The organism is Methylobacterium fujisawaense (genome assembly GCF_014138435.1).
Taxonomy (GTDB): Bacteria; Pseudomonadota; Alphaproteobacteria; order Rhizobiales; family Beijerinckiaceae; genus Methylobacterium; species Methylobacterium fujisawaense.
On record NZ_JACJIM010000005.1, the window covers coordinates 440,658 to 463,213 of the forward strand.

The following is a 22,556-nucleotide window of genomic DNA, read 5'->3' on the forward strand; positions in this document are numbered from 1 at the left end:
GTCCCACGTTCGTGAGGCGCGACGACGCCGAGGGGGCCATGATCAACGACCTGTGGTACAAGAACGCCATCATCTATTGCCTGTCGGTCGGCACCTTCATGGATGCCAACGGCGACGGGATCGGCGACTTCGCTGGGCTCGAGCGCCGGCTCGACTACATCCAGGGCCTGGGCGCCACCGCGGTCTGGCTGATGCCCTTCCAGCCGTCGCCCAAGAAGGATGGCGGCTACGACATCGCCGACTATTACGGCGTCGACCCCGATTACGGCTCGCTCGGTGACTTCGTCGCCTTCACCCACGCCGCCAAGCAGCGGGGGCTGCGGGTGCTGATCGACCTCGTGGTCAACCACACCTCGGACCAGCACCCATGGTTCCAGTCGGCCCGCTCCGACCCGGACTCGCCCTATCGCGACTGGTACGTCTGGTCGAAAGAGCGCCCCGCGAGCGCCGACGAGGGCATGGTCTTCCCGGGCGTGCAGGAGACCACCTGGACCTACGATGCGAAGGCCAAGGCGTGGTATTTCCACCGCTTCTTCAACTTTCAGCCGGATCTCAACACCGCCAATCCCGAGGTGCTGGCCGAGATCCTCAAGATCATGGGTTTCTGGATCCAGCTGGGCGTCTCAGGCTTCCGCATGGATGCCGTGCCGTTCGTCATCGCCGAGAAGGGGGCCGATGTCGGCGGCAAGCCCCGCGAGCAGTTCGAGATGCTGCGCGACCTGCGCGAGTTCCTGCAATGGCGCCAGGGCGACGCCATCATCCTGGCCGAGGCCAACATCCTGCCGAACCAGGACATGGATTATTTCGGCGACGACGCCGACCGCATGCACATGATGTTCAACTTCCAGGTCAATCAGGCGACCTTCTACGCCCTTGCGGCCCATGATGCGCGCCCGCTGGTCAAGGCGATCGAGCGGACGAAGCCGCGCCCGCTCTCCTGCCAATGGGGCATCTTCCTGCGGAACCACGACGAGCTGGACCTGGGACGCCTGACGGGCAAGCAGCGTCAGAGCGTGTTCGACGCCTTCGGGCCCGAGAAGGGGATGCAGCTCTACGACCGCGGCATCCGCCGCCGCTTCGCACCGATGCTGGCCGGCGATCCCCGCCGCATCCGGCTGGCCTATTCGCTGATGTTCACCCTGCCGGGGACGCCGGTGCTGCGTTACGGCGACGAGATCGGCATGGGCGACGAGCTCGCGCTCAAGGAGCGGGACTGCGCTCGCACGCCGATGCAGTGGACCAGCGAGTATCAGGGCGGCTTCTCCACGGCCGACCGCACGGTGATTCCGCTGATCGACCACGGGCCCTACGGCTACGCGCACGTGAACGTCGCCGACCAGCGCCACGAGGCCGACTCGCTGCTCAACTGGATGCAGAGCATGATCCGTCAGCGCAAGGAGGCGCCAGAGATCGGCTGGGGCGACGTGGTCCCGATGGAAACCGGGCGTCCCTCGGTGCTGGCGCTCCGCTACGACTGGCGCGGCAACGCCATCCTGTGTGTCCACAATCTGGCGCCGGAGCCCGTCGAGGTCGCCATGGCATCCGGCGTGGAGGATCCCGAGCACGACATCCTCGTCGATGTGCTGACCGGCAGCCGCAGCGAGGTCGGCGAGGACGGACGGCACTGCCTGTTCCTGGAAGGCTACGGCTACCACTGGTTCCGGGTCGGGGGCCTCGACGCGCTGCTGAAGCGGCGGCCGGCGTGAGGAAAACCGGCGCCCGGCTCGCCCTCGGCCGGCGAACACGGTAGGACACGCCTGAGCAAGGTGTAACATGGCCCGGACGAAGCATTATCCCTCGGACGCGACGATCGCCGACGTCCTGCCGGATCTCGCCGACGCTGAAGACTACCTGCGCGAGGTGCTGGTCACCATGAGGCTGTGCCAGAAGCATTACGGCGACGCCTCGGTGCGGATCGGCGTGACCGGCCGGTCGCCGACGCCGTCCTACCGGATCGACCGGCCGGACGAGACGGCGCGGGACGACGGTGCCGTCGAGGCGGGCAGGACCCTGTTCGGAGCCTATGGAGGCCGGTCCCACGACCGGTTCACGCAGGTCAACACCGCGGAGACGCGCTGGAGCTCGCGGGCGCTCGGCATGGCCGAGATGCTGGCGCTTCACGACGGCCTGCGCCGCCCCAGGGGCGACGCGGCCTGAGCGTGCCGCACAGGGTGCCGCCCACCGGCGTTCTGCGCTAAACTGCGGCCGAGGGCGTCCGGAGCGGCGCTGCCTACACGCGGAACGACATGCCAGGTACGCCACGCGCCGGGATCATCCCGGTCACACCCTTCCAGCAGAACTGCACCCTGATCTGGGACGACACGACCAAGGTCGGCGCCGTGGTGGATCCCGGCGGCGATCTTGATCGGATAGAGGCGGCCATCCGCGAGCAGGGCGTCACCGTCGAGAAGATCCTGCTGACCCACGGTCATGTCGACCACGCCGCCGGCGCCGACGAGCTGCGCGAGCGCCTCGGCGTTCCGATCGAGGGGCCGCACCAGGCGGACAAGTTCCTGCTGGATTCCCTGCCCGAGACCGCCGCCAATTACGGCCTCGGCGCGGCCCGGCCCGTCACGCCCGACCGCTGGCTCGACGAGGGCGATGCCGTGACGGTCGGCGGTCTCGGCTTCGACATCCTTCACTGCCCCGGGCACTCGCCCGGCAGCGTCGTGTTCGTGAGCCGGGACGCGCGGTTCGCCCTGGTCGGCGACGTGGTGTTCAAGGGCTCGGTCGGCCGCACCGACCTGCCGGGCGGCAACCACGAGCAGCTGATCCGGGCCATCAAGGACAAGGTCCTGCCGCTGGGCGACGACATCGCCTTCATCCCGGGCCATGGCCCGACGAGCACGCTCGGCGAGGAGCGTGTCTCAAATCCCTTCCTGCAGGACTGACCGACATCATGGACAAGCGCCGCATCGGCCGCTCCGACCTGACGGTCGCGCCGTTCTGCCTGGGCGGCAACGTCTTCGGCTGGACCGCCGACGAGGCGACCGCCTTCGCGATCCTCGACCGGTTCGTGGAGAGCGGCTTCGATCTCATCGACACCGCCGACGTCTATTCGCGCTGGGCCCCCGGCCATGTCGGCGGGGAATCCGAGACGGTGATCGGACGATGGCTGGCCAGCCGTCCGGGCGTCCGGGACCGGATCGTGCTGGCGACCAAGGTCGGGATGGACATGGGCGAGGCCGGCAAGGGTCTCTCGGCGGCCCATATCGAGCGGGCCTGCGAGGCCTCGCTGCGGCGGCTGCGGATCGACCGGATCGACCTCTACCAGTCCCATGTCGACGATACCGACGTGCCCCTGGACGAGACCCTGCGGGCCCATGAGCGCCTGATCGCGGCGGGCAAGGTCCGCGCGATCGGCGCCTCGAACTACAGCGCGGCGCGGCTCAAGGAGGCACTGACGATCGCCGCCTCCGCGGGGCTGCCACGCTATGAATGCCTCCAGCCGGATTACAGCCTCGCCCAGCGCGGTTACGAGGCCGAGCTGGAGCCGCTCTGCCGGGCCGAACAGATCGGCGTCATCGGCTACTTCTCGCTGGCCGCGGGCTTCCTCACCGGCAAGTACCGCAGCGCCCAGGACGCGACGGGACGGGCCCGTGAGAACCGCGTCGCTAAGTACCTCAACCCGCGCGGTCTCGCGCTGCTGAACGTGCTCGATTCGGTCGCGCAGACGCACGGTGCCAGCCCGGCCCAGGTGGCGCTTGCCTGGATCATCGCCCGCCCCGGCATCACGGCGCCCATCGCCAGCGCGACCTCGGTGGCGCAACTCGACGAGCTCCTCGGCGCCGTGCGGCTGACCCTTTCGCCGGAGGCGATCGGCCGCCTCGACACGGCGAGCGAGGGCGGCATCGAGGGCTAACGCGGCGTTAAGCGGCGAGCGTCACAAAAGCTTCGGGACGGGCCCGCCGCGGGCCCGTAAAATCGTGCAATCTCAACGCGGAACCCCTATATCAGGCGGATCAAGCGAGAGTTCAGGCGCGGGCACCCGACGGCGCATCTGCCACCGACGCGATCAGGCCCGCCTGCCCGAGGAAGTTCATGGCCGACACCCCCCAGACCGAGCCTGCCGATTACGGCGCGGAATCCATCCGCGTGCTGAAGGGCCTCGACGCCGTCCGCAAGCGGCCCGGCATGTATATCGGCGATACCGATGACGGCTCCGGCCTCCACCACATGGTCTACGAGGTCGTGGACAACGCCATCGACGAGGCGCTGGCAGGCCATGCCGATCTCGTCACCGTCACCCTCAACGCCGACGGATCCTGCACCGTCTCCGATAACGGGCGCGGCATCCCGGTGGACATCCACAAGGAGGAGGGCGTCTCGGCGGCCGAGGTCATCATGACCCAGCTGCACGCCGGCGGTAAGTTCGACCAGAATTCCTACAAGGTTTCCGGCGGCCTGCACGGCGTCGGCGTGTCGGTGGTGAATGCCCTTTCGTCGTGGCTTCGCCTGCGCATCTGGCGCAACGACAAGGAGCACGCGATGGAGTTCCGCCACGGCGACGCCGTGGCGCCCCTGGAGGTCGTCGGGCCCGGCAACGGTCGGCGCGGGACAGAAGTCAGCTTCCTGCCCTCCACCGAAACCTTCACGATGATCGAGTTCGATTACGGGACGCTGGAAAAGCGCCTGCGTGAACTCGCCTTCCTCAATTCCGGCGTGCGCATCGTCCTGACCGATGCCCGCCATGCCGAGAAGAAGCGCGAGGAGCTGTACTACGAAGGCGGCATCGAGGCCTTCGTCCGGTATCTCGACCGCTCCCGCAAGCCGATCGACGGCATGACCAGCCCGGTGGTCGTCAGTTCCGAGCGCGACGGGATCCGCGTCGAGGTCGCGTTCTGGTGGAACGACTCGTTCAACGAGACCGTGCTGCCCTTCACCAACAACATCCCGCAGCGGGATGGCGGCACCCATATGGCCGGCTTCCGGGCGGCCCTGACCCGGCAGGTCACCGGCTATGCCGAATCCAGCGGCATCGCCAAGAAGGAGAAGGTGTCGCTCACCGGCGAGGATTGCCGCGAGGGCCTCACCGCCGTCATCTCCGTGCAGGTGCCGGACCCGAAATTCTCGTCGCAGACCAAGGACAAGCTCGTCTCGTCCGAGGTCCGGCCCGCGGTCGAGAACGTCCTCAACGAAGGCCTGTCGACCTGGCTCGAGGAGAATCCGAGCCAGGCGCGGTCGGTCATGGCAAAGGTGGTCCTGGCGGCCTCGGCGCGCGAGGCCGCCCGCAAGGCCCGCGAGACCGTGACCCGCAAGGGCGCCCTCGACATCGCCTCGCTGCCCGGCAAGCTCGCCGATTGCCAGGAGCGCGACCCGACGAAGTGCGAGATCCTTCTGGTGGAGGGTGATTCCGCCGGCGGCTCGGCCAAGCAGGGCCGCGACCGGACCTTCCAGGCGGTGCTGCCGCTGCGCGGCAAGATCCTGAACGTCGAGCGCGTCCGCGCCGACCGGATGCTGTCCTCGGCCGAGATCGGCACGCTGATCACGGCGCTCGGCGCCGGGATCGGGCGCTCCTCGACCGACCGCGAGGGCTTCAACCCGGAGAAGCTCCGCTACCACCGCATCATCATCATGACCGATGCGGACGTGGACGGCTCGCACATCCGGACGCTGCTTCTGACCTTCTTCTTCCGGCAGATGCCGGAATTGATCGACCGCGGCCATCTCTACATCGCGCAACCGCCGCTCTACAAAGCGGAGCGCGGCCGGAAGGCGATCTACCTGAAGGATGAGCGCGCCCTTGAGGATTACCTGATCGACCAGGGGACCGACGGGGCGATCCTGCGCCTCTCCACCGGTGCGGAATTCGCCGGGCCTCAGCTCAAGAGCCTCGTCGAGGAGGCGCGGACCTTCCGCAACATCCTGCAGGGCCTGCACACGCGCTACGACCGCGCCGTGGTCGAGCAGGCGGTGCTGGCCGGCGCCTTCGACCCCGAGGCGGCCTCGCGGACCGGCGAGGCCGAGGTGCTGGCCGACCTGACCGCCCGCCGGCTCGACGCCATCGCGGACGAGATCGAGCGCGGCTGGCAGGGCGAATCCTTCGAGGGCGGCTATCGCCTCAGCCGGACGCTGCGCGGCGTCCGGCAGGTGGCGACCCTCGATCTCGGCCTGATCACCTCGCAGGAAGCCCGGCGCCTGTCCGAGCGGGCCGACGCCTTCCGGGAAATCTATGGCGAACCCGCCACCCTGATGCGTAAGTCCGACGAGACCGTGCTGCACGGGCCCGTCGCGCTGTTCGAGGCGGTGATGGCGTTTGGCCGGAAAGGCCTGCAGCTCCAGCGCTACAAGGGCCTCGGTGAGATGACCGCCCAGCAGCTCTGGGAGACCACCCTGGATCGCGACGTGCGCTCCTTGCTGCAGGTCAAGGTAAAGGACGTGACCGACGCCGACGACCTGTTCGTGAAGCTGATGGGCGATGTGGTGGAGCCGCGGCGCGAGTTCATTCAGGAAAACGCCCTCAGCGTCGCCAATCTGGACGTCTAGGGCTCAGCCTGTGTAATTTCTCAGTAAAACATATCCCGGGAAGCGAGTTATGTGGACCGATTTACTGAGAAGCCTGACCTCGCCGGCATATCGGCCGGTTTTCAGGCCGGTAGAGCATTGATTCAGAGATGCTCTCCGCTGTCAACATCGAGCTTTCGTCAGTGCCCTTTGGTGACCGAGATCCAACGCTTCGGGGATGGTTACCTGCTGAGCGCCATGGCCGCCGAAGCCGTCGGGGTACGGACCGCTTAGGTTCGGAGTGGGTAAGGAAGACGGGGTTCCATCCGGCGTTGGTCGTCGCGGCGGGTGCCAGAGCGGGCAAACACCCTCGCAACGTCGACCGGGCGTCGGAGGAGGCCCAAGCCCTCATGGGGCCGCCCCCCTTCGGTTATGATTAAGCCGCCCGGCTCCTGAAAGGACTGCCTCATTGTAAGTGCTGGCGCTCAGAACAGCATCCAGCCGGTCCTGCAACCGCTCCGGCAGTACGGACTCTCAGTCCACCATCGCGGGCGTACCGACCAAGCCGACGATGGCAGCTACGGCCGCCTCACACTCGCCGGCGTCCATCTCCGTAACCTTGGCGTAGATGTCCGGCGAGCGTGGAAGACCCTTCATCCCCGCGATGCCCGATACCTGAGCGGGGGCGAACGTGGCTTGGGTAGCAAGGTCGCCGTCCTCCAGGGCGAGCATCGGGATGGACGAGTAGAGATCGTCGAGCCTCAACTCGACCCCGATGGCCGCTAGCCGGAGGACGGCGTTGGTCCTTGTTGGACTTCGTAGTGCCATCCGTCTCCCTGACGGTGAAAGAAATCAACCCGGCGCTGGTCCTGCGCGACAAGGACGAAATGCATGAGGTCCGGCAGCGTCTGGTATTCGAGCCATTTCCCGCCGCGGTCGTACCGTCAGGTCATCGAGGGGCCGGGTCAAGGCATCGTGGGCGATGGAGCCGCCGACCAGCATGCGGATTACCTGCCCGTCGATGTACTCCAGCCGCTCCCCTTCCTCCGCCGCTTCGCAAAGGCGTTCGTACTCATCCAGCCCGATGAAGTCGTCGCGTAACGCAGCGGGCATGCTATGGCCCTAGAGGTTCCCCCTCCTCATACGCTTGGACGTGGCGATCCGGAAGCTGCGGGCAAGGCACGGTGGCCGTTCGGCGCTCGCACGGGAACGTCCGGGTCACCGCGACGCCTGCGCTCCCTCTGTCGGATGCCGACCGGCCCTTTGCGGGAGGAGGACGATGAGCGCGACGATGAAGGCCCCGATCACGGCGGAGGCGAGCGGCCGGCTCAGGTTCAGCCCGCCGTCGGCGACCGGCTTGTCGAGGAAATCGCCCACCGTGGCCCCGAGCGGGCGGGTCAGGATGAACGCCGCCCAGAAGAGCGTGACCCGTGAAACGGAGGTCCGGTAGTACAGGGCGATGACGACCGCGAGCGCCGCCGCGAAGACGAGGGCGCCACCCTCGTAGCCGAGGCCGCCGGTGTCCGCGAGCCAGTCGCCGAGCGCGGTGCCCAACGTCTGCGAGAAGGTGATCGCCCCCCAATAGAACGCCTCGACCCGCGGGGTCGAAACCGTGTCCACCGACACGGTGCCCTCGGTCGCATACCAGAGCCCGAGCACGGCCGCGAGGCAGGCGAGGAGCAGGGTCGATCCGCCGGTGTATCCGATGCCGAGCGAGCGGTCGGCGAAGTCCGCCATCGTCGTACCGAAGGTGGTCGAGGCGACGATCGTGGACCAGTACAGGACCGGGTGGAACCGCTTCGACATGATCTGGGCGACCACGAGCCCGACCAGCAGCACGGCGAACAGGGCGGTGCCGGCGAGATAGCCCCAATCGAGGGTCATGGTGACGGTGTCGCCGCCGGTCTCCCCGAGCGTGGTGGCCAGGATCTTGACGATCCAGAAGCCCAGCGTGACCTCGGGTACCTTGCTCAGGGCGCGTTCGTAACGGTCGTCCATCGGACCTGCTCCTTCTTCGAGGGGAAACCTGACGGCGCGTCGGCGCAGGCCGCCCGGCGACCGGCACGCTGCGGGATGAGGAGGACGAGCCCGACCATGACGATCGCGAGGACGCCGGAGATCGTGATGTCGTCGATGCCCAGGCCGCCGGAAGCGACCGGCTTGTCGAGCGAGTTGGCGAGGGTGGCGCCGAGCGGCCGCGTCAGGACGAACGCCGTCCAGAACAGCATCGGCCTGGAAACGCGCGTACGCAGATGGAGGGCCGTGACCACGGCCAGCGCGACGAGGATGAGGAGCGCGCTCCCGTTGTACCCGAGCCCGCTGCTGTCGGCCATCCAGTCGCCCAACGCGGTGCCGAGCGTCTGGGAGAACATGACCGTGGCCCAATAGAAACCTTCGGCCCGCGGGGACCGCACCGTCTCCACGGCGACCGTGCCGAGCGTGCGCTTCCACAGGATCAGGGTCGCGACGACCGATCCGAGCAGCACCAGGGACCCGCCCGCGTAGCCGATGCCGAGGGACCGGTCGCAGAAGTCGGCGAGGGTCGTGCCTGCGAGCGTCGTCGCGGTGACCACGGCCCAGTACAGGAGCGGCTGGAAGCGGTCCGCCCGGACCTGTGCGGCGAGCAGCACCGCCAGGGCGGCCCCGAAGATCGCCGTGCCGGCGAGATAGCCGAGGCCGAGCGTCAACGTGACGGCGTTGCCGCCGACCTCGCCCAGGGTCGTGGCCACGATCTTGATGGCCCAGAACCCGGCGGTGGCTTCAGGCACCTTGGCGGGTTCGACGTGTCCGGGTCGCTCGGTCGGTTGCATCGGGCTGCCGTGGGAAAGCGAGTGCCGGCTCAGGCGGTGTGGGTCTGGTCGATGATGGCGAGCAGGTCGTCGACCGCGCGACGGCAGGCGGCCGGATCGGGGTTCGACGCCCGCAGCGCGTCGAGGGCGCGGTCGATGGCCTTGTCCACGACGTGCCAGTCGGCGGCGGCTCGCGGCTTCAGGCCGGCCTCGGACGCGTCCCAGGACAATTCCAGGTCCTTGATGCGCGTCTTGGCGGCGGCGAGGTCGCCCCGGTCGGTCATCGCCTTTACGTCGACGACGATGGTCCGGAACTTGGAGAGGTCGCCGAGCTTCGAGGCCGCCATCGCCTTGGGCGTCGCTCCGACGGCGGCGTCCTGCATCGCCTGCAGGCCCAGGGGGGCGGCCGTGGCGCCGATGACCGTCGCGGCGATGGCGGCGAGGAGGATGTTTCGCATGGTCATTCGCTCCGTGTCGTGCGGCGTTGGAAGGACTGGAGGATGGGGATGCGGGAGGCGGCGGACGGTCAGGCCCGCCGCTGTCCGGCCGGCTCGCCAGGGCGTCCGGAGACGAGGCTCAGGGACGTCACCAGGGCGACGATGACGGCGAAGAAGGCGAGGCTGGTGGAGGCCGTGCCGAAGCCGAGGCCGCCGTATTCCCGTGCCTGCGACAGCAGATCGCCCAGCGATGCGCCGAGGGGGCGCGTGACGATGTAGGCGAGCCAGAAGATCGTCACCGGGTTCGTGCCGAGGCGCCAGGCGAGGGCGAGGGCGGCCAGCATCGTGCCGAAGATGACGACGCCGAGATTGAAGCCGAGCCCCAGCGCCTCGGTAGCCAGGTCGCCCGCGGCCGTGCCGAGCGCGAAGGTCAGGAGGATGGCGAGCCAGTAGAACGCCTCGCGGCGCCGGGTCACGATGGCGTGGATCGAGAGCGTCCGCTCGGTCGCGTACCAAAGGGCGAACACGGTGGCGAGGGCGGCCGCGAACACGCCGGTGCTGACGAAGAGGCTCACGCCGAGCTTGTCGGTCAGGATGTCGGTAACCTGCGTGCCGACCACGCTGACGAGGACGACGGTCGACCAATAGGTCCAGGGCAAGTAGCGCCACTCGCGCACCTGCAGGGCGAGGACGGCCGCGAGGAGGCCGGCCGTGAGGGTGGCGGTGACGGCGGCACCCAGGCCGACGTTCACCGCGAGGTAGTCCGCGCCGGTCTCGCCGACGGTCGTGGACAGTATCTTGATGACCCAGAAGACCGCGGTGACCTCCGGTACCTTGTTCAAGATCTGGCGCTGGATCTCGCTCATCCCCGTCTCCCGTCCGTCATGGTCGGGCACCGTGATAGCGAGCCATAATGAGGGCAGAATGAGCTTCGTCCAAAGGAGCCGCAGGCTCGGCCTCAGGCCGGCAGTCTGACGGTTGCGAGGGTCCCCTGCCCGTCACGTCGGTTTTCGACCGTCAGGCCGAGGTCGTTGCGCTCCGCGATGCGGCGGGCGATGGCGAGCCCGAGCCCTGTGCCTTCGACTTCCGGTGGCGCGGCCCGGAAGAAGCGGTCGAACAGGCGGCCCTCGCTTCCCGGCGGCAGCCCGCAGCCGGTGTCCCGAACCGTGACGACGCACGCACCGTCCCGGTTCAGCAGACGGACGTCGACCTGGCCTCCGGACGGCGTGTAGCGCAGGGCGTTGTCGACGAGGTTGGCGAACAGGACGCGGACCTCGTCCTCCGACGCGTGAAGCGTCGCGGGTGTCTCGATATGCACGCCCAGGTCGATGTCCTTGCGCTCGGCGAGCACGACGTGGTCGGCGACGCAGTCGAGCAGGAGCTGGCCGAGGTCGACGGATGCAGGACGCGCCTCGGCACCGTCGTCGAGCCGGGCGAGACGGAGCAGTTGATCCACCAGCCGGTTCGCCCTCCGGAGGCCGTCCGCCAGCGCCGTACGCCGCGCGTCGCTCCCGCCACCGGCAGGCCCGCCGAGGGAGTCGAGTTGGATCTGCATCGCGGCGAGCGGCGTACGCAGTTCGTGCGCCGCGTCGGCGACGAACCGCTTCTGGGCGGCCAGAGCGGCCTGCAGGCGAAGGATGAGCCCGTTCATGGCCTCGACGAGGGGCGCCACCTCCGTCGGCACGCCGCGCGTCGGCAAGGGGCCTTGGGCGGCGGCGCCGCGCCCGGCGAGGTCATGCACCAAGCCGTCGAGCCGCCCGAGCGCCCGGTTCATCGCCCAGCCGACGACGATCCACGACAGCGGGACGAGGAGCAGCAGGGGGGCCACGGCACCGAGCGCCGCATTGCGTGCGAACTCCGCCCTCACGACGTCGCGCTGGGCGACCCGGACCGTCGTTGTGCCGTTGGCGGTCGTGTATGTGCGCCAGAGCTCGCCGCCCATGACGACGTTCGCATATCCCGTGCGGCCGGGGTGGCGGACGTCGACGCCGCGGTCGTCGCGCAGGACCTGCCCGTCCTTCCAGATGGTGACGGCGAGTTGGTCCTCCGGGTCCTGGTCGGCGGCGGGCGGCGCGTCCGCGTCCGTTAGCCCGGGACCGGCGTTGAGGGCGACTTGCCGCAACTGCCCGTCGAGGAAATCGGCCGCCTCGATCCGCGCGAGGGCATAGGCCGCGACCATCGCGGCCAAGCCGATTCCGGCGAGCAGGGCGGTCATCCAGACGAGCGTCGTGCGGCGCAGGGAGGCGGCCCTCATGGCTTGGGTACCATCCAACCTGCGCCGCGGACATTCAGGATCACGCCCTTGCCGACCTTTCGACGGACCGTGAGGATCAGGGCGTCCACCGCGTTGCTCTCGACCTCCTCGCCCCACCCGTAGATGCGTTCCTCGATCTGCGCACGAGAGAGGATGCGCCCCGGTCGCTCCATCAGGGCGTGCATGAGGGCGTATTCGCGCGCCGACAGGACCGCGACGGTCCCGGCGTGGGACAGGACGTGGCTTTCCGTGTCGAGTTCGGTCTCGGCGGCCACGAGCCGCGCGCTCGCCCGCCCGGCCCGACGGCGCAGGATGGCCCGCATCCTGGCGAGCAGCTCGCGCATCTCGAACGGCTTGACCAGGTAATCGTCCGCCCCGAGGTCGAGGCCTGCGACGCGGCTTTCGAGGCCGTCCCGCGCCGTGATGATGAGCACCGACGTGTCGATCCCGGCCGCCCGGGCGGATCGAAGCACCCGAAGTCCGTCCCCGCCCGGCAGGCCGAGGTCGAGCAGCGCGAGCGCGTGGCCGCCGTTGAGCAGGGCCGTCTCGGCCTCGCCGCCGTCGCGGACCCAATCGACGGAATAGCCCTCGGCCGAGAGGCCGTTCGACAGCCCTTCGCCGATCATCCGGTCGTCCTCGATCAACAGCACGCGCATCGGTCGGTCCGTCCGGTTTCGAGCCCTCGCCCTGGACTGCGCCGCGACGCATCCCTTCCCGCCGGCTTCATCCTCGATAGGCGACGAGCACGGCCCCGGCGGCGATGAGGGCGACGCCGAGCCAATTCGGTGGAGATAGACGTTCGCCGAGGAAGACGACCCCGAAGACGGCCACCAGCACGACGCTGAGCTTGTCGACCGGGGCCACGCGGCTGGCCTCGCCGAGCTTGAGGGCGCGGAAGTAGCAGATCCATGAGCCGCCCGTGGCGAGGCCCGAGAGCACCAGGAACACGTAGGTCCTGGCCGAGACCGACCCGACCGGTACCCACTGGACCGTGCCGACCAGGATGGCGCCGAGGGCGCAGAGTATGACGACCGTGCGGATGAAGGTGGCGAAGTCGGAATTGACGTTCTCGATGCCGACCTTGGCGAAGATCGCGGTCAACGCCGCGAAGGCGGCAGAAAGCAGCGCCCACAGCTGCCAGGATCCGAGCAACGTCCTCATGCCGTGTTCCCCTCGATGCGGACCTGCCGCGACGCAATCCTCACGGCCCCCGACAGACCATCGGATGAGGGATGTCCGGCACCCGACGCCCCCCCCTGAGCGTCGCCGTTCCAACGCTCGCCGTGTGGTTCCTAATTCGCCCTGGACGGCCATTGCCGATGCAGGTCGTCGATGACGAAAGCATGCTCGTGCCGGCCCTGACCGATCCCCCGCACGTGGGGGTGGGACGGGTCGAGGTCCGCGTGGGCATGTGCGACGACGTCCGGGTCGGATGCAGGCCAAAGCATGGCCGCCGCCGCGACGCCCGCGACGGTCAGGGCGCCGAGTGCCGCCAGGGTCGCGGGCATCCCGACGGCAGCGCCGAGGCAGCCCGCCAGCGGGTAAGTGAGGAGCCACGACGCGTGCGAGAGCGCGAACTGGGCGGCGGAGTAGCCGATCCCAAGGACGAGCCAGGTCCCGAGCAGTACGGGCCAGCCGATGGCCCCGCACCAGGTCAGGGCAGCGACCCCGACGAGGACGACTCCGAGGAAGGCGGCGGACGGCAGCATCACACCCCTGTCGGACAGGCGGTCCAGGACCCGCGGTAGGACCAGGGCGGCGGCCATCGAGCCCGCGCCGAAGGGTCCAAGGGCAAGGGCGACGTCGTGCTGGGGGCGTCCGAGCAGGGCCTGGACGATTACCACGGTATTGACGATGACCATGGCGCCGGCCGCCGCGACGGCGAAATTCAGGGCGAGCAACCCGCGCAGGCGCGGTGTCGCCAGGAAGATCCGCCATGCCCAGTTGGCACTCGATACGGAGACGCCTAAGCCTCAGTGACGGGCCGGGCACCGAGCACAGAAAAGGCGACAGGCGCGTCAGGTCCGCGGGACCTCTGCTCTCCGTCACCAACACTCGATAACTGATAAATGGTCTCATCGGATTTCAACCAAGAGATCTACGCAAATCTTGGACGAATGCCTTCGCGAGCGCCGGCGCCTCGGCCACCACCTCTTCGTAGAACTTGGTCCCCACGGGGCCTGCCTGGGAATAATCCGGGGGCAACTCACCGATTGTCGCCGCGATCTCTGCGAAAACCTCTTCCCGTTCAGGTGCTGAAAGTTTTTGCATGAGAAGGGTCATCATGGCGATGGTCGATGTTCTCAGAACCGCAAGCATCGCCGTTGTCGTCACGGCAAAATGGTGCGTTTGTAGATCATTCATTGAAAACACCTTGCATAGTCAAGCATCATTACTCAGGCATCACTTCATGAGGTGCTTGAAGTATTGGAGAAACAATACGGCCAGAGGCAATCCGATACAGATCGCTATCATCATTCGATCCGCGGCTTTGCGGACGTATGGCCTGACCCGTCGCTTGCGCCGAGGATTTGGCGCCCACTCGCTCTGCAGCCGCGCCGATTTCTTGCTCATGCCGGATGCTCGCCGTCACACGGGCAGGCGCGCGGCCTCGGCCGAAAGCGCCTCGTCCTCGACCTGGACGGTGACGTGCTCGATGCCGTGTCGCTCCTTCACCAGACGCCGGACCGCGCGGATGAGGTCGGGTCCGGCGGCGACGTCGTCCATGACCACGTGGCCGCTCATCGCGTCGAAGCCGGAGGTCAGCGTCCAGGCATGAAGGTCGTAGGCGCGCCGCACGCCAGGCATCGCCTCGATCTCCGTTCGTAGCGCGGCAAGATCGACACCCAGAGGCGTTCCCTCCAGCAGGATGTGAAGCGCCTCGCTCAACAGGCGCCAGGTGCGCGGCACGATGAACAGGCCGATGCCGGCGCCGACCAGCGGATCGACCCATCGCCAGCCCGTCGCCATCACCACGAGGGCCGCGGCGATGACGCCGACCGAACCCAGCATGTCGGAGAAGACCTCGAAGTAGGCGCCCTTGACGTTGAGGCTTTCCGACGATCCGCCCGCGAGGAGTCTCATGCTGGCGAGGTTCACCCCGAGGCCGACGAACGCGACCAGCATCATCGGCCAGCCGAGGATCTCGGTCGGCTCGAAGAAGCGCCGGTAGGCCTCGTACAGGATGTAGGCCGTCACCCCGAGCAGCACGACGGCGTTGGCGAGGGCCGCCAGGATCTCGAAGCGCATGTAGCCGAAGCTCTTGCCCGGCGACGGCGCCTTGGCCGCGTAGTGGATGGCGAGCAGCGACATCGCGATGCCGCCGGCATCCGTGACCATGTGGGCGGCATCGGCCAGCAGCGCGAGGCTGCCGGTGAGCAGGCCGCCGACGACCTCCGCGGCCATGTAGGTCAGCGTCAGGGCGAGCGCCCAGGCTAGGCGCCCCTTGTTCCTGCCCGCCGCCGAGCCCGCGGGTATGCCGCCGCCGTGCGAATGCCCGTGGCCGCCGCCGTGCGCGTGTCCGTGTCCCATGTCGCTCCCAGTCTTTCGTTGCCGTCCCGGACCGGCCGCCTCAGGGGCCGGAGGAGCCGATGAGCTCGGCCACGTGCGCGCCGGCGGGGTGTCCGGTCGCGGCGAGGTGGGCGGCCGAGCAGGCCGCGTAGCCGGGACCGAACGCCGCCATGACGAGCTCGTGCCGCCCGTCCGGAGCCTCGCGGCTGGCCAGGAGAGCCCGACCGCCGGGCCAGAGCTCGGAATCGGCCGATGGCCCCGGTGTCGGCTCGCCGTAGCGGCGCACCCCTTCGTCGTGGATGGCGCGGCGCACGCGCGCGAGTTCCTCGCCCGCCAGGGGGAGCCCCACCCAGACGACCTCCTGCAGACCCTCCTCGCGGCAGACCACCAGCACGACCTCGGCCGTTGCCGACCCGACGGCCGGCCGCCAGCCACGCGGGTAGTACAGCGCGGTCAGGTTGGCCTCGCGGTCGGCCTTGAGCGGGCGCGGCACGTCGGCGACGGGCCCCCACGCGAGGCCGAACGGAGCCTCGCCGACGCCTCCGTCCGCGCCCGGAGCCGCACCCGTCAGCGCGAGGAAGGCGAAAGGAGCCGCCAACCAGGTTGGGACGCGTCGCATCTCGTCTACTCCGCCGCCTTGAGGTGTCGTGGCCCCGGCTCCCGCGGCCGCTCCGCGACCTTCGGGACGACAACCTTGCCGAACCGGGCGTACAGGGCCGGCAGCACGATCAGGGTCAGCAGGGTGGCGCTGATCAGGCCACCGATGACCACGGTGGCGAGCGGCCGCTGGATCTCGGCGCCGGTCTCGGTGGCGATGGCCATGGGCACGAAGCCGAGCGAGGCGACCAGCGCCGTCATCGCCACCGGCCGCAACCGGGTCATGGCGCCCTCCAGGATGGCCTCGCGCTTCGGCCGGCCCTCCGCCACGAGCTGCTTGATGAAGGTCAGCATGACGAGGCCGTTGAGGACCGCAACGCCCGAGAGCGCGATGAACCCGACCGCCGCCGGTACCGAGACCGGCATGCCGCGCAGCCAAAGCGCGAAGATGCCCCCGGTGAGGGCAAGCGGCACCGCGCTGAACACCAGCAGCGCGTCCCGCGGCGAGCCCAGGGCCGAGTACAGCAACAGGAAGATCAGGAAGAAGCAGACCGGTACCACCACCATCAGCCGCCGCTTGGCCGAGGCGAGGTTCTCGAACTGCCCGCCCCAGGTGAGGTAGGAACCTGGCGGCAGCTGCACCTGGCTTCCAACCTTCGCCTGCGCCTCCGCGACGAGCGAGCCGATGTCCCGCCCGCGCACGTTGGCCGTGACCACGACCCGCCGCTTGCCGTTCTCGCGCGAGATCTGGTTCGGTCCCTCGGTGACCGAAAAGCTCGCCACCTGCTTGAGCAGGACCGAGCTCGCCCGGCCGTTCGGGCCCGCCGGCAGCGGCACCGGGATGTTCTCCAGGGCCTCCCGGTCCTCGCGGACCTTGTCGGTCAGGCGCACGACGATGGGGAAGCGACGGTCGCCCTCGAACACGACGCCGGCGTCCCGTCCCCCGATGGCCGCGCCGATGACCTCCTGGATCGCCCCGGTGCTCAGGCCGTAGCGCGCCGCCTCGGCCTTGTTGATCTTGATCTCCAGGAACGGCAGGCCCGCCGTCTGCTCGACCTTGACGTCCTCGGCGCCGTCGATGCCCTTCAGGACCGCCGCGACCTGGTTGGCCGCCTTCAGCATCGGCTCGAACTCGTCGCCGAACACCTTCACGGCGAGGTCGCCCCGGGTGCCGGCGAGCAGCTCGTTGAAGCGCAGCTGGATCGGCTGGGAGAACTCGTAGACGTTGCCGGCGAGCGCCCCGACCGCCTTCTCGATCTGCTCCTGCAACTCGGCCTTGGACAGGCTCGGCTCGGGCCACTCCTCCTGGGGTTTCAGGATGACGAAGGTGTCTGAGGAGTTCGGCGGCATCGGGTCGGAGGCGACCTCGGCGGTGCCGGTCTTCGAGAAGACGTAGGCCACCTGCGGGAATTTCGAGACCACCTTCTCGACCTTGAGCTGCATCGCCTGCGACTGGGTGAGGGAGGTCGATGGGATTCGGGTGGCGTTGAGGGCGATGCTCTTCTCGTCGAGCTGCGGGATGAACTCGGTCCCGAGGCGGGTGAACAGGATGCCCGCCCCGACGAGCAGCAGGAGCGCCGCGCCGACGAAGACGAACGGCGCCCGGACCGCCGCGCCGAGCACCGGGCGGTAAGCGGCCTTGAGCGCCCGGATGATGAGGTTGTCCTTCTCCGTGACCTTGCCGGTGATGACGATGGCGATGAGCGCCGGCACGAAGGTCAGCGACAGCACGAAGGCCGCCACGAGCGCGATGATCACGGTCAGCGCCATCGGCTCGAACATCTTGCCCTCGACCCCCGTGAAGGTCAGGAGCGGGACGTAGACCAAGATGATGATCGCCTGCCCGTAGAGCGACGGCTTGATCATCTCCTCGGCTGAGGCGCGGACCGTCTGGAGGCGCTCCTCGGTGTCGAGCCCCCTGCCCAGCTCCTGCTGCTTCTCTGCGAGGTGGCGCAGGGCGTTCTCGGTGATGATCACCGCCCCGTCGACGATCAGCCCGAAATCGAGGGCGCCGAGGCTCATCAAGTTGGCCGAGATCTTCGCCTCGACCATGCCGGTCATGGTCATCAGCATGGCGACCGGGATGACCAGGGCCGTGATGATGGCGGCCCGGATGTTGCCGAGCAGCAGGAACAGGATGACGATGACGAGAGCCGCGCCCTCGGACAGGTTCTTCACCACCGTCTTCACGGTCGCCTCGACGAGCCGGGTCCGGTCGAGGACGGTCTGGACCTCGACGCCGGGCGGCAGGCTCTTGCGGATCTGTTCCATGCGCGCGTCGACCGCGGCAGCCACCGTGCGGCTGTTCTCGCCGATCAGCATCAGGGCGGTGCCGACGACGACCTCCTGGCCGTCCTCGCTGCCCGAGCCCGTGCGCAGGTCGCGCCCGATGCGGACCTCGGCGATGTCCTTGATCCGCACCGGCACGCCGCCCCGGGTGGCGACGACCACGTCGCCGATCTCGTCCATGCTCTCCAGGCGGCCGGCGGCGCGCACGACGTAGCCCTCGCCGTTGTCCTCCAGGTAGCGGGCGCCCTGGTTGGCGTTGTTGGCCTCCAGCGCCCGGGCGACGTCCGAGAAGGACAGGTCGAGGGACGCGAGCCGCGTCGGGTCGGGCTGGACGTGGTACTGCTTCTCGAAGCCGCCGATGCCGTCGACCCCGGCCACGCCGGACACGGTCTTGACTAGGGGGCGGATGATCCAGTCCTGGACGGTGCGCAGGTAGGCGGTCTGCTCCAGCTCGGTCTTCAGGCGCTGGCCCTCGGGGGTCAGGTAGCTGCCATCGGGCTGCCAGCCGGGCTTGCCCGCCTTCGAGACCGTGCGCTCGCCGGGCTTCGCGTAATGGATCGACCACATGTAGATCTCGCCCAGCCCGGTCGAGATCGGCCCCATGCTGGGCTCGGTGCCGGGCGGCAGGTCCCGCCTCACCTGCGCGAGGCGCTCGGCGACCTGCTGGCGGGCGAAGTAGATGTCGAGCTTCTCCGCGAAGACCGCGGTGACCTGCGAGAAGCCGTTGCGCGAGAGCGAGCGGGTGTATTCGAGCCCCTTGATGCCCGCGAGCGCGGTCTCGACCGGGTAGGTGACCTGCTTCTCGATGTCGACGGGCGAGAGCGACGGCGCCGTCGTGTTGATCTGCACCTGGTTGTTGGTGATGTCGGGCACCGCGTCTATCGGCAGCTTGGTGACCGAGTAGCCGCCGAAGCCGGCGGCCAGCAGCGACAGGAGCAGAACCAGCCAGCGCTGGTGCACGGAGAAGTCGAGGATGCGGCTGATCATGTCGGGCTTCCTCAATGGTCGTGGTCGGCTTCGCTCTTCCCGAGCTCGGCCTTGAGGAGGAAGGTGTTGGCCACCGCGATGGTCTCGCCGGGCTTGAGGCCCGAGACGACCTCGAAGCCGTCGTCGTCGGAGCGCCCGAGCTCGACCTCGCGCTTTTCGAAGCCCTCGTCCGTGCGCACGAAGACGACGCGCTTGCCCTCGACGGTCTGGAGCGCCGACTTGGCGACCCGCACCGGCACTTGGTCCGTCGCGGTCTCGACCTCGGCGGTGACGTAGGTGCCGGGCCTCCAGGCCATGTCCTTGTTGGGCAGCGAGACCACGACCCGGGCGGACCGGGTGTCGGCGTTCAGCAGCGGGCTGACGAACACCACCTTGCCCTGCTCGCTGCGGCCGCCGCGGTTCACGGTGACCCGCGCGCCCTCCCGGACCTCGGCGAGGTCGGAGGTGGGGACCGCGAGCTCGATCCAGACGGTCGAGAGGTCGGCGACGGTGTAGACGTCGGCAGGGTCGCCCTCCTTGCCCACCGCCGTGCCGACATCGACCTTGCGCTCCACGATGCGGCCGGCGATGGGCGCCCGCAGCTCGTACTGGCGCAGCGTCGAGGCGTTCGGCGTCGCCTCGTCGCGTTTCTGCGCGGCGGCGACCTCGGCGGCGTTCAGGCCCAGCGCCGAGAGCTTCTGGCGGGCGAGGTCGACGCGCAGCTGGTTCTCCTGGAACACGGCCTTGGCGTTGTCGAACGCCGCCTGGGATGCCGCCGCCGACGCCAAGAGTTTCTGCTGGCGCTCGAAGTTGATCTTCTGGAGGTCGGACTGGACCATCGCGGTGAGGTACTCGCTCTTGGCGTCGGCGACTTCCCGGCTGTCGAGGAGGGCGACCACCTCGCCCTTCCTGACGTCGTCGCCCAGGCGCTTGCGCATCTCGGACACCGTGCCGACGACGCGGGCGGGGACGCGGGCGATCCGGTCGGTATCGGGCGTGATGGTGCCGGGCACCAGGACGTGTCGCGAGAGCGTCCCGCCCTCGGCCTTGGCGACGCCGATGTCCTGCCCCTCGACCTGCTCGGCCGTCATCTTGACGTGGCCTTCCTCGCCCTCCGCCTCGGAATGCTCGTGCTCGCCGTGAGCGTGGGCTCCCTCGGCCTTCGGCGCGGCGGCCTTGCCGTGGTCGTGGCCGTCGCCTTCGGCATGGTCGGCCTCGTCCTTCGGCGCCTTCCCGCCAGGGGGCGGGCCGGCGGCGAAGGTGAGGATGGCCGGCGGCAGCCCGGCCGATGTCAGGAGGCCGCGGACGAACGCGGATATGGCGGGGACGGCGGCGCCGACGACGATGCCGGCGGCCACGAGGACCGCGGTGATGAGGATGCGCATGAGACCTGCTCGGCCGGGATCGGGCGCCGTTCGGACGGACGCGGCAGTCCCGCTTCTGTGGCGTGAGGAGTGGCCCGGAGCGCGGGCTCCGGGTTCGGGACGCGCCTCTGCGGCGTCACCTCAGGCGCGGGGGGGCCTCGGCAGGCGGTCCGGCGAGACGGAGGAAACCGTCTGGCTCAAATGCGCATAGGCCAGCCGGGCGACCCCGAAGACCGGCTCCGAGAAGTCCGCCACGGCGGGTGCCGCCTGGTGGCAGCCACAATGGAGGTGGCAGGCCATGCCGGGGTCGGTCGCGCCGGTGTCGGGCGCGGCCTCAATGCTCGCGATCTCCGTGACGTGCCTGCCGCCGCCATCGTGGTACGCGACGTCGGCGGCGAGGCCGGCGGCGGGCGCGACGAGGGACAGGGCGAGGGCGAGCGCGAGCAGGCGTGCGGCGAACGCCCACCATCCCCGTGCCGCCCACCTGCGGCTATGCCCGCGTCCTGAACCCATCTCCGGCCTTATGCGCGATTTATCCCGGATCGGACAAGGCATCGTCCTGGCCTCTTGAACCCGGTCTGAACAGATTTTGTGGCCGCCATGCAAGGTCAGCCGCGGTCACGACGCGAAAGCGGCCAAGCCGTTTCTCGCTCGGCCGAGACGAATACCGGGCGAGGAAAATCCGGGAACGGTTTCGCGGGGGGCCGCATTCCCGGCCGACCGCGAAACATGGAGATCCTTGGATGAAGATCATGTTCGCCGCCGCCGCCGCGGCCGCCCTGGCCCTCGCGCCGGTCGGTGCGCTCGCCCAGCACGTGGACGTCGGCCCCGGCGGAGTCGGGGTTCACGGCGACGGCCACCGCCGCGATGTCGACCATACGCACACCACCGTCGAGGAGAACCATCGCGACCGGCCGGTCGTGCACGAACATCATGACGACCATCACGAGAAGACCGTCGTGGAAGAGCACCGCCACTGAGCGGCTGACATCGCGACGGGGCCGGGCCGGGGGCAGCGACGTCCGGCCCGGCCCCTCGCATTTCGAGGACGTCGGCGAACCTGGGGTGACGGCTTCCTGAACGACGGTCTCAGAACCTGTTCAACGGCCGCCGCGCAAACCGCCGCAATAGGAATCCCCGGAGGAGACAGCGATGCGACGGCACCTAGCAGGCTTGATGGCGGCGGCCATCCTCCTCGCGCCGGCCGCGGCCTCGGCCCAGTATTACGAGCGCGGCTACGGCTACGGCGAGCGGCGGCCGCACGACCATGTCGATGTCTACCGCCACGGCAACCATGACGACGTCGTGGTCCGGCACCATCACCCGCGCCGCGAGGATTACGGGCCGGGCCGGTTCGAGCGGCACCATCACCATCACGACTTCGACGACTGAGGTCGCCGCCTGGCGTCGAGAAGAGGTCGCCCGCACCGGCTCGCGCCGGTGCGGGCGCATCACGACGCGCGAGGGGTCGGCGCATCGTGAACGACGTGCCGAGCAGGCTCGGCGAGCGCGTAGCCGATCACCGCGGCCAGGAGCGCGAAGACGACGAGCAGGGGCAGCATCCGCATGTCCGCGCCTCCCGCCCCCGCGGCCTGCCCGGCGAGCTCACTTCTTGCCGGGCTTGTCGTGGCTGTGCCCGTGGGCATGCCCGTCGTTGTCCGAATGCGCCGGCTTGCCGTCGGGCCGCTTCTCACGGGCCTCGCTGACGCGCGGGTCGTCGCGATGGGCCGGGCCGCCCGACACGCCACCGGTGTTCGGGACGGCGCGCTCGGGGTTCGAGGCATTGCCGTGGCTGTCCACGGCGAAGGCGGACCCCGTGGCCGCGGCCAGCATCCCGGCGGCGAGGACGGCGGCGAGCGTGCGCTTCATCTGTCGGTCTCCTGTTCGGCGCCGACCGCGTCGGCCG

Annotated in this window: 24 protein-coding genes; 8 read left to right on the plus strand and 16 right to left on the minus strand. The window is 69.1% G+C overall.

All coding sequences use genetic code 11. The features are described from left to right. Positions 1–38: 38 nt before the first annotated feature. The 5 genes from GGQ91_RS17830 (at position 39) to gyrB (ending at position 6,486) form a co-directional block, all read left to right on the plus strand. A complete protein-coding gene (locus tag GGQ91_RS17830) occupies positions 39–1,706 on the plus strand; it encodes an alpha-amylase family protein (RefSeq protein WP_043755248.1) in 1,668 nt (555 codons plus the stop codon). Between the two features lie 67 nt (positions 1,707–1,773). Then, positions 1,774–2,157 (plus strand): hypothetical protein, encoded by a 384-nt coding sequence (locus tag GGQ91_RS17835; RefSeq protein ID WP_182592552.1) that lies wholly within the window; start codon positions 1,774–1,776, stop codon positions 2,155–2,157. Positions 2,158–2,246: 89 nt separating this feature from the next. Beyond that, positions 2,247–2,891: an MBL fold metallo-hydrolase gene (locus tag GGQ91_RS17840; protein WP_043380910.1), complete on the plus strand. Its 645-nt coding sequence runs from the start codon at positions 2,247–2,249 to the stop codon at positions 2,889–2,891. 8 nt (positions 2,892–2,899) lie between these two features. After that, positions 2,900–3,862 (plus strand): aldo/keto reductase, encoded by a 963-nt coding sequence (locus tag GGQ91_RS17845; protein ID WP_182592553.1) that lies wholly within the window; start codon positions 2,900–2,902, stop codon positions 3,860–3,862. A 179-nt stretch (positions 3,863–4,041) separates the two neighbouring features. Then, positions 4,042–6,486 carry a DNA topoisomerase (ATP-hydrolyzing) subunit B gene (gene gyrB, locus GGQ91_RS17850; RefSeq protein ID WP_043380905.1) on the plus strand — a complete coding sequence of 815 codons (2,445 nt, stop codon included), beginning with the start codon at positions 4,042–4,044 and terminating at the stop codon, positions 6,484–6,486. 492 nt (positions 6,487–6,978) lie between these two features. Here gyrB and GGQ91_RS17855 read toward each other — a convergent pair whose 3' ends face one another. Next, the gene (locus GGQ91_RS17855) at positions 6,979–7,272 is read right to left on the minus strand and encodes a hypothetical protein (RefSeq protein WP_007563909.1); all 294 of its coding nucleotides are present in this window, start codon (positions 7,270–7,272) and stop codon (positions 6,979–6,981) included. A gap of 63 nt (positions 7,273–7,335) precedes the next feature. On the opposite strand from GGQ91_RS17855, the gene GGQ91_RS17860 reads away from it, so the two are divergent. Next, positions 7,336–7,545 (plus strand): hypothetical protein, encoded by a 210-nt coding sequence (locus GGQ91_RS17860; RefSeq protein ID WP_007563911.1) that lies wholly within the window; start codon positions 7,336–7,338, stop codon positions 7,543–7,545. 117 nt (positions 7,546–7,662) lie between these two features. Here GGQ91_RS17860 and GGQ91_RS17865 read toward each other — a convergent pair whose 3' ends face one another. From GGQ91_RS17865 to GGQ91_RS17930, 14 genes are all read right to left on the minus strand, one after another. Next, positions 7,663–8,442, minus strand: coding sequence for a COG4705 family protein (locus GGQ91_RS17865; RefSeq protein ID WP_007563913.1), 780 nt, complete (start codon positions 8,440–8,442; stop codon positions 7,663–7,665). Beyond that, positions 8,415–9,254 (minus strand): COG4705 family protein, encoded by an 840-nt coding sequence (locus GGQ91_RS17870; RefSeq protein ID WP_007563915.1) that lies wholly within the window; start codon positions 9,252–9,254, stop codon positions 8,415–8,417. The genes GGQ91_RS17865 and GGQ91_RS17870 overlap by 28 nt, the downstream gene beginning before the upstream one ends. A 29-nt stretch (positions 9,255–9,283) precedes the next feature. Continuing rightward, positions 9,284–9,691, minus strand: a complete 408-nt coding sequence (locus GGQ91_RS17875) for a histidine kinase (RefSeq protein WP_132253018.1) — start codon at positions 9,689–9,691, stop codon at positions 9,284–9,286. A gap of 68 nt (positions 9,692–9,759) precedes the next feature. Then, positions 9,760–10,536, minus strand: coding sequence for a COG4705 family protein (locus GGQ91_RS17880; RefSeq protein WP_050733499.1), 777 nt, complete (start codon positions 10,534–10,536; stop codon positions 9,760–9,762). Between the two features lie 92 nt (positions 10,537–10,628). Further along, entirely contained in the window at positions 10,629–11,924 is a 1,296-nt protein-coding gene (locus tag GGQ91_RS17885; RefSeq protein ID WP_007563921.1) for a sensor histidine kinase, read from the minus strand. Continuing rightward, positions 11,921–12,580, minus strand: a complete 660-nt coding sequence (locus GGQ91_RS17890) for a response regulator transcription factor (protein WP_050733500.1) — start codon at positions 12,578–12,580, stop codon at positions 11,921–11,923. The genes GGQ91_RS17885 and GGQ91_RS17890 overlap by 4 nt, the downstream gene beginning before the upstream one ends. A 67-nt stretch (positions 12,581–12,647) precedes the next feature. Then, on the minus strand, positions 12,648–13,085 hold the full coding sequence (locus GGQ91_RS17895) for an EamA family transporter (protein ID WP_050733501.1): 438 nt from the start codon (positions 13,083–13,085) through the stop codon (positions 12,648–12,650). A 131-nt stretch (positions 13,086–13,216) separates the two neighbouring features. Continuing rightward, on the minus strand, positions 13,217–13,825 hold the full coding sequence (locus tag GGQ91_RS17900; protein WP_007563927.1) for an MFS transporter: 609 nt from the start codon (positions 13,823–13,825) through the stop codon (positions 13,217–13,219). A 184-nt stretch (positions 13,826–14,009) separates the two neighbouring features. Beyond that, positions 14,010–14,288 carry a hypothetical protein gene (locus tag GGQ91_RS17905; RefSeq protein ID WP_124262910.1) on the minus strand — a complete coding sequence of 93 codons (279 nt, stop codon included), beginning with the start codon at positions 14,286–14,288 and terminating at the stop codon, positions 14,010–14,012. 225 nt (positions 14,289–14,513) lie between these two features. Continuing rightward, a complete protein-coding gene (locus GGQ91_RS17910) occupies positions 14,514–15,455 on the minus strand; it encodes a cation diffusion facilitator family transporter (protein ID WP_182592554.1) in 942 nt (313 codons plus the stop codon). A gap of 40 nt (positions 15,456–15,495) precedes the next feature. Beyond that, on the minus strand, positions 15,496–16,053 hold the full coding sequence (locus GGQ91_RS17915) for a hypothetical protein (RefSeq protein ID WP_007563933.1): 558 nt from the start codon (positions 16,051–16,053) through the stop codon (positions 15,496–15,498). Between the two features lie 5 nt (positions 16,054–16,058). Further along, positions 16,059–19,307 carry an efflux RND transporter permease subunit gene (locus tag GGQ91_RS17920; RefSeq protein ID WP_007563935.1) on the minus strand — a complete coding sequence of 1,083 codons (3,249 nt, stop codon included), beginning with the start codon at positions 19,305–19,307 and terminating at the stop codon, positions 16,059–16,061. Positions 19,308–19,318: 11 nt separating this feature from the next. Then, positions 19,319–20,671, minus strand: coding sequence for an efflux RND transporter periplasmic adaptor subunit (locus GGQ91_RS17925; RefSeq protein ID WP_007563937.1), 1,353 nt, complete (start codon positions 20,669–20,671; stop codon positions 19,319–19,321). A gap of 120 nt (positions 20,672–20,791) precedes the next feature. Further along, entirely contained in the window at positions 20,792–21,163 is a 372-nt protein-coding gene (locus tag GGQ91_RS17930) for a hypothetical protein (protein ID WP_039902985.1), read from the minus strand. A 230-nt stretch (positions 21,164–21,393) separates the two neighbouring features. Between GGQ91_RS17930 and GGQ91_RS17935 the strand changes: the two genes are divergently transcribed. Then, complete coding sequence (locus GGQ91_RS17935; protein WP_007563940.1) at positions 21,394–21,630, plus strand: hypothetical protein; 237 nt, start codon at positions 21,394–21,396, stop codon at positions 21,628–21,630. Between the two features lie 172 nt (positions 21,631–21,802). Then, on the plus strand, positions 21,803–22,042 hold the full coding sequence (locus GGQ91_RS17940) for a hypothetical protein (protein WP_007563942.1): 240 nt from the start codon (positions 21,803–21,805) through the stop codon (positions 22,040–22,042). Positions 22,043–22,255: 213 nt separating this feature from the next. Here GGQ91_RS17940 and GGQ91_RS17945 read toward each other — a convergent pair whose 3' ends face one another. Next, on the minus strand, positions 22,256–22,519 hold the full coding sequence (locus GGQ91_RS17945) for a hypothetical protein (RefSeq protein ID WP_007563945.1): 264 nt from the start codon (positions 22,517–22,519) through the stop codon (positions 22,256–22,258). Between the last annotated feature and the right edge of the window lie 37 nt (positions 22,520–22,556).

What these genes read in the sequence shown, in the direction of transcription:
- GGQ91_RS17915 (WP_007563933.1), bottom strand. Translation starts at nt 16,053, where the DNA reads ATGCGACGCGTCCCAACCTGGTTGGCGGCTCCTTTCGCCTTCCTCGCG.
- GGQ91_RS17865 (WP_007563913.1), bottom strand. Translation starts at nt 8,442, where the DNA reads ATGGACGACCGTTACGAACGCGCCCTGAGCAAGGTACCCGAGGTCACG.
- GGQ91_RS17840 (WP_043380910.1), top strand. Translation starts at nt 2,247, where the DNA reads ATGCCAGGTACGCCACGCGCCGGGATCATCCCGGTCACACCCTTCCAG.
- GGQ91_RS17870 (WP_007563915.1), bottom strand. Translation starts at nt 9,254, where the DNA reads ATGCAACCGACCGAGCGACCCGGACACGTCGAACCCGCCAAGGTGCCT.
- GGQ91_RS17875 (WP_132253018.1), bottom strand. Translation starts at nt 9,691, where the DNA reads ATGCGAAACATCCTCCTCGCCGCCATCGCCGCGACGGTCATCGGCGCC.
- GGQ91_RS17845 (WP_182592553.1), top strand. Translation starts at nt 2,900, where the DNA reads ATGGACAAGCGCCGCATCGGCCGCTCCGACCTGACGGTCGCGCCGTTC.
- GGQ91_RS17940 (WP_007563942.1), top strand. Translation starts at nt 21,803, where the DNA reads ATGCGACGGCACCTAGCAGGCTTGATGGCGGCGGCCATCCTCCTCGCG.
- GGQ91_RS17905 (WP_124262910.1), bottom strand. Translation starts at nt 14,288, where the DNA reads ATGAATGATCTACAAACGCACCATTTTGCCGTGACGACAACGGCGATG.
- GGQ91_RS17945 (WP_007563945.1), bottom strand. Translation starts at nt 22,519, where the DNA reads ATGAAGCGCACGCTCGCCGCCGTCCTCGCCGCCGGGATGCTGGCCGCG.
- GGQ91_RS17925 (WP_007563937.1), bottom strand. Translation starts at nt 20,671, where the DNA reads ATGCGCATCCTCATCACCGCGGTCCTCGTGGCCGCCGGCATCGTCGTC.
- GGQ91_RS17920 (WP_007563935.1), bottom strand. Translation starts at nt 19,307, where the DNA reads ATGATCAGCCGCATCCTCGACTTCTCCGTGCACCAGCGCTGGCTGGTT.
- GGQ91_RS17855 (WP_007563909.1), bottom strand. Translation starts at nt 7,272, where the DNA reads ATGGCACTACGAAGTCCAACAAGGACCAACGCCGTCCTCCGGCTAGCG.
- GGQ91_RS17860 (WP_007563911.1), top strand. Translation starts at nt 7,336, where the DNA reads ATGAGGTCCGGCAGCGTCTGGTATTCGAGCCATTTCCCGCCGCGGTCG.
- GGQ91_RS17910 (WP_182592554.1), bottom strand. Translation starts at nt 15,455, where the DNA reads ATGGGACACGGACACGCGCACGGCGGCGGCCACGGGCATTCGCACGGC.
- GGQ91_RS17885 (WP_007563921.1), bottom strand. Translation starts at nt 11,924, where the DNA reads ATGAGGGCCGCCTCCCTGCGCCGCACGACGCTCGTCTGGATGACCGCC.
- GGQ91_RS17835 (WP_182592552.1), top strand. Translation starts at nt 1,774, where the DNA reads ATGGCCCGGACGAAGCATTATCCCTCGGACGCGACGATCGCCGACGTC.
- GGQ91_RS17935 (WP_007563940.1), top strand. Translation starts at nt 21,394, where the DNA reads ATGAAGATCATGTTCGCCGCCGCCGCCGCGGCCGCCCTGGCCCTCGCG.
- GGQ91_RS17895 (WP_050733501.1), bottom strand. Translation starts at nt 13,085, where the DNA reads ATGAGGACGTTGCTCGGATCCTGGCAGCTGTGGGCGCTGCTTTCTGCC.
- GGQ91_RS17890 (WP_050733500.1), bottom strand. Translation starts at nt 12,580, where the DNA reads ATGCGCGTGCTGTTGATCGAGGACGACCGGATGATCGGCGAAGGGCTG.
- gyrB (WP_043380905.1), top strand. Translation starts at nt 4,042, where the DNA reads ATGGCCGACACCCCCCAGACCGAGCCTGCCGATTACGGCGCGGAATCC.
- GGQ91_RS17930 (WP_039902985.1), bottom strand. Translation starts at nt 21,163, where the DNA reads ATGGGTTCAGGACGCGGGCATAGCCGCAGGTGGGCGGCACGGGGATGG.
- GGQ91_RS17830 (WP_043755248.1), top strand. Translation starts at nt 39, where the DNA reads ATGATCAACGACCTGTGGTACAAGAACGCCATCATCTATTGCCTGTCG.
- GGQ91_RS17880 (WP_050733499.1), bottom strand. Translation starts at nt 10,536, where the DNA reads ATGAGCGAGATCCAGCGCCAGATCTTGAACAAGGTACCGGAGGTCACC.